Source organism: Streptosporangium sp. NPDC006013, assembly GCF_040614275.1.
Lineage (GTDB): Bacteria > Actinomycetota > Actinomycetes > Streptosporangiales > Streptosporangiaceae > Streptosporangium.
On record NZ_JBEXUE010000659.1, the window covers coordinates 1 to 4517 of the forward strand.

Annotated in this window: 5 protein-coding genes; 1 reads left to right on the forward strand and 4 read right to left on the reverse strand. The window is 69.0% G+C overall.

Annotation, left to right across the window (positions count from 1 at the left end):
* Nucleotides 1–79: 79 nt before the first annotated feature.
* Entirely contained in the window at nucleotides 80–433 is a 354-nt protein-coding gene (locus ABZ260_RS47220) for an iron-sulfur cluster assembly accessory protein (RefSeq protein ID WP_030910261.1), read from the reverse strand.
* A 210-nt stretch (nucleotides 434–643) separates the two neighbouring features.
* Here ABZ260_RS47220 and nadA point away from each other — a divergent pair, with 210 nt between their 5' ends.
* Entirely contained in the window at nucleotides 644–1798 is a 1155-nt protein-coding gene (gene nadA / locus ABZ260_RS47225; RefSeq protein WP_355631464.1) for a quinolinate synthase NadA, read from the forward strand.
* Nucleotides 1799–1902: 104 nt separating this feature from the next.
* Here the strand turns inward: nadA and ABZ260_RS47230 are convergent, their stop codons facing one another.
* The 3 genes from ABZ260_RS47230 to ABZ260_RS47240 form a co-directional block, all read right to left on the reverse strand.
* A complete protein-coding gene (locus ABZ260_RS47230; protein ID WP_355631467.1) occupies nucleotides 1903–2616 on the reverse strand; it encodes an SIMPL domain-containing protein in 714 nt (237 codons plus the stop codon).
* A 100-nt stretch (nucleotides 2617–2716) separates the two neighbouring features.
* The gene (locus ABZ260_RS47235; RefSeq protein WP_355631469.1) at nucleotides 2717–3469 is read right to left on the reverse strand and encodes a maleylpyruvate isomerase family mycothiol-dependent enzyme; all 753 of its coding nucleotides are present in this window, start codon (nucleotides 3467–3469) and stop codon (nucleotides 2717–2719) included.
* Nucleotide 3470: 1 nt separating this feature from the next.
* Nucleotides 3471–4517, reverse strand: a 1047-nt coding sequence (locus tag ABZ260_RS47240) for a hypothetical protein (RefSeq protein ID WP_355631472.1), incomplete at its 5' end; no start/stop codon positions are given.

The window sequence follows — 4517 nt, forward strand, 5'->3', positions numbered from 1 at the left end:
CCCGCGCGCGGGTGCTCTGGCACCGTCACCGCGCGGGGCCTTCGGTGTCTCGTCCGGTCTCGTCCGGTCGAGCGAGCTCCTAGTTGAACGAGTCTCCGCAGGCGCACGAACCCGTGGCGTTCGGGTTGTCGATCGTGAAGCCCTGCTTCTCGATCGTGTCGACGAAGTCGACGGTGGCACCCACGAGGTAGGGCGCGCTCATCCGGTCGGTGACCACGCTCACGCCGTCGAAGTCGGAGACGACGTCACCGTCCATCGAACGGTCATCGAAGAAGAGCTGGTAACGCAGGCCGGAACAGCCACCGGGCTGCACGGCCACGCGCAGCTGGAGGCCCTCCTCGCCCTGCTGCTCCAGCAGGCTCTTGACCTTCGCGGCGGCCGCGGAACTGAGGATCAGGCCCTGCGCCGTGGTCTCGCTGCTCTCAACCGACATGTGGTGACTCCCGCGTCTGCGTCAGCCGCTCCCCGGGAACGGCTGTCTGTTTCTGACGTCCTTCTTAGACGCTACCAACACCCGTCCCCCCTTACACATTCCTGAGACGACGCACACCTCCTCCTTCGGACAAAACTCCCTCCCACGGAATAAAGCCCCAACAGCGTGTGTCATCATTAGTCGTCACTTCGACGATAAGGGGGTGTGGCCATGACGACCACCGAGATCGGGCTTCCGCTCTTCGTCCTGGGCAAGGACGTGGACCCGCACAGCGAGCGCGGTGTCGACTGTCCCGGCGAGCTGCCGGCCGCGTCCGACCCGGCGCTGGTGGAACGCGCCAGGAAGGCGAAGGCTGCGCTCGGCGACAGGGTCTTCGTACTGGGCCACCACTACCAGCGTGACGAGGTCATCCAGTTCGCCGACGTGACCGGCGACTCGTTCAAGCTCGCCAAGGAGGCCGCGGCCCGGCCCGACGCCGAGTACATCGTCTTCTGCGGCGTGCACTTCATGGCCGAGTCCGCCGACATCCTCACCTCCGACTCCCAGAAGGTGGTGCTGCCCGACCTCGCCGCCGGGTGCTCGATGGCCGACATGGCCACCTTCGACCAGGTCGAGGAGTGCTGGGAGGTGCTGGAGGACGCCGGGATCGCCGGTCGCACCGTGCCCGTCACCTACATGAACTCCAGCGCCGACATCAAGGCCTTCTGCGGACGCAACGGCGGCACCGTCTGCACCTCCTCCAACGCCAGGCGTGCCCTGGAGTGGGCCTTCTCCCGCGGGGAGAAGGTGCTCTTCCTTCCCGACCAGCACCTGGGCCGCAACACCGCGGTGCTGGAGATGGGCCTGTCACCGGACGACTGCGTCGTCTACAACCCGCACCGGCCGAACGGCGGCCTGACCGCCGAGCAGCTCGCGGGCGCCAAGATGATCCTGTGGAAGGGGCACTGCTCGGTACACGGCCGTTTCAGCGCCGAGTGCGTGGACGACGTCCGCGCGCGCATCCCCGGCGTCAACGTTCTGGTCCACCCCGAGTGCAGGCACGAGGTCGTCACCAAGGCCGATCATGTCGGTTCGACCGAGTACATCATCAAGAAGATCGAGGCGGCTCCCGCCGGGTCCTCCTGGGCGGTGGGCACCGAGCTGAACCTGGTCAAGCGGCTCGGCGCCATGTTCCCCGACAAGGACGTGACGTTCCTGGACCGGACCGTCTGCTACTGCTCGACGATGAACCGGATCGACCTGCCGCACCTGGTGTGGGCGCTGGAGTCGCTCGCCGCCGGCCAGGTCGTCAACCAGATCACCGTGGACGACGACACCGCCCACTGGGCTCGGGTCGCCCTGGACAGGATGCTGGCGCTGCCCTGACCACGAGGTGGACGGGCCCCGGTGGGTGGTGACCCGCCGGGGCCCGTCGTGTGCCGGGAACCTGTCGCGTACCCGGGATCGGGGGAGCACCGCGTGAGCGGGGCCTAATCCAGCTCGTAGACCACCCTGACGCTGACCGACACGTCCTGGCGGCCGGGGCTGATCGACGCCTTGTCCGCCATCGCGCCGGCGGCGAAGAACGGCCGCGGCGGGGTGACGTTCTCCTCGCTGATCTCCAGCGCACGGCCGAGCCTGCGTCCCGCGAGCCTGGCGTACTGCGCGGCGCGGGTCTTGGCGTCCCTGAAGGCGGCCTCGCGCGCCAGCCTGAGCGGCGCGCGGTTGTCGGAGACCTCGAAGGAGACGCTGTCCAGCCGGACCGCCTCGCCGACCGCGACCGCCGCGTCGATCACGTCGTCCGCGGTGTCCAGGTCCCGCACCACCGCCTCGACCCCCTGCGCGGCCCGGTAACCGGAGATCGTGGGGTAGTCCTTGTACTGGGGGCCCAGGGACAGCTCGTTGGTCCGCAGGTCCTTGGCCGCGATACCGGCCGCCAGCAACGCCTTCGTCAGCGCGGCGGCGGCGACGCGGGCGGCGGTGAACGCCTCTCCCGCGGTGGAACGGACCACCTCGACACCGGCGTCCAGCTTCATGACGTCGGGGGTGACCGACAGACGTCCCTCGCCCACGATCGTGATCTGTGGCCGGTCGCCCTCCCGCACCGTCGCCGTGGAGGGTGCGGAGTCCGCGAGCGCCGTGCCACCGAACAGGCCCACGGAGACGAGTGTGGCCGAGACCACAGCCTGAGACATCTTGATCATAGGGGCATGGCACCACGGGGCGGCGGCCTCGGCGGCGAGCCCTCCTGGGGATCTGCCGTGTCTTGGCCCAATCCCGGGACGGGTATTTATCTTCCGCCGGTCAGATCCGGGCGAGCTCCCGCCACCAGCCCAGCAGCCCCGCGTCGCCCTCGACGGCGTAGTCGTCGACGCTGCGCCGCCCCCATACGACCTGGAGCAGGTCCGCCGACGTGGCTGCGCGCACGGTCACGCTCCCCGGCTGCAGGGACCGCCGGTGGTGGAAGCGGTCGGGGTCGAGGGTGATCACCCACCCGGCTCCGGTGTCGGCCTGCAGGGAGATCGTCTCGCCCCCGCCCCTCAGCTCGGCCACCCCCGGGTTCCACAGCGCGTACGGCAGGACATCGAGGAACTCCTCGACCCCGTCGGCCGCCACGTCCTCGTCGACCGAGACCGGAACGCCCAGCGCGAGCTCGGCGTCCATCCGATGCACCAGGGTCTCGTGGAGCATGCGCCTGGACCAGAACCGCACCCGCTGCTCCCCGCCCCAGGCCCACATCGGCGCCTGCGGATCCTGCGACAGCAGCGCCTCGGACAGCAGGGTGGCCCCCGCACCGAGCCAGGCGGGGTAACCGCTCGTGTCGGCCGGCAGGCCCATGTCCATCCCGCGGCGGTCGTAGCGCCGCTCGGCCAGGTCGGCGACCATGGTGGCCACCCACCGGTGTATGCCACCGGTGTGGGTGACGAGCCTGGCCAGGTCCCAGCCAGGACAGGTCAGCACGGGAACGGACATGTCGCGTTTCCTCAGGACATCGGCCATCCGGGCGACCTCCGCGGTGGCCGCCGAGACATGCTCGGCGTGGGTCCATTCCCTCATATCAGCCCTCCCGGGTGAAACGCATGAACTGCTTCTCGTACTCCTTGGCATTGGTGGTGGTGGCCAGCACCCGCTGCGACCGCCCCTCGAAGTCGAACACCACGGCCTCGTAGCCGGAACCCTTGCGCCGCCAGCCCGCGATGTGCTCGTCGTCGTACCAGCCGATGAGCCGCTCGGTCTCGAACGGGATCCGGACCTTCGCCGGGGCGTCGGAGTCGGTGGACCAGACGCAGATCTCCTTCTCGCTCTCCTTGCAGTACGTGAGCAGTGACGATCCCGACGGGGAGATGTCGTCGCCCTCGACGGTGATCGGGGTTCCCACGTCCAGCAGGGTCTGCAGCACGGTGCCCTGCAGGTCGTAGAAGCGGATGCGCTGGGTCTTGCCGGTGAGCGCCCAGGTGCCGACGGCGCGGCCGTCACCCCGCCAGAAGTAGCTCCACTTGCCCGCGTCCTTCTCCTTCACCCGGACGATCCTGGCCTTCTTCGTGGCGGCATCGATGATCGCGAAGCCGTACTCCTTGCTGGTGTTGTCCACGGCCTCGTACAGCGTCACCAGGCCACGTTTGCCGTCCGGCGACCACTGCGGCAGCGTCGGGTAGACCGGCGCCTTGGTGATCCTGATCTTGCTCGCCGCGCCGGTGCGCTGGTCGACGACCGACACGATCGAGTAGTTCTGCGCGTCGTAGATCCGGTCGGTACCCAGCGCCTGGGTGCCCGCGGCGTTGAGCGTGTAATGGAAGTACTTGTCGTTCTTGGCGAACCGGTTGGTCCCGTACTTCCTGACGTAGAGGGTCTTCTCCCAGTCGAGGCTGTAGGAACTCAGCTTGATCGGGTCCTGGGGGCTCTCATGAAGCGTGATCGAACTACCGGGCAGCTTGATCCTGCTGGTCGTCTGCGGCACCGTCGACGCGTTGGGGGGCGGGGTCGCGGCGGAGGTGGGGGGGCTCGCCTCCGCCGTACCGCCGGTCTGCGGGCTGCCGCCGAGGCCGGCGCCCTCGGGTTCCTGACGGCGCTGACCCAGCCGACGCCCGAGGCGCTCACCCTGGAG

Coding starts and splice junctions, on each gene's coding strand:
- nadA (WP_355631464.1), top strand. CDS start 644: ATGACGACCACCGAGATCGGGCTTCCGCTCTTCGTCCTGGGCAAGGAC.
- ABZ260_RS47220 (WP_030910261.1), bottom strand. CDS start 433: ATGTCGGTTGAGAGCAGCGAGACCACGGCGCAGGGCCTGATCCTCAGT.
- ABZ260_RS47235 (WP_355631469.1), bottom strand. CDS start 3,469: ATGAGGGAATGGACCCACGCCGAGCATGTCTCGGCGGCCACCGCGGAG.
- ABZ260_RS47230 (WP_355631467.1), bottom strand. CDS start 2,616: ATGATCAAGATGTCTCAGGCTGTGGTCTCGGCCACACTCGTCTCCGTG.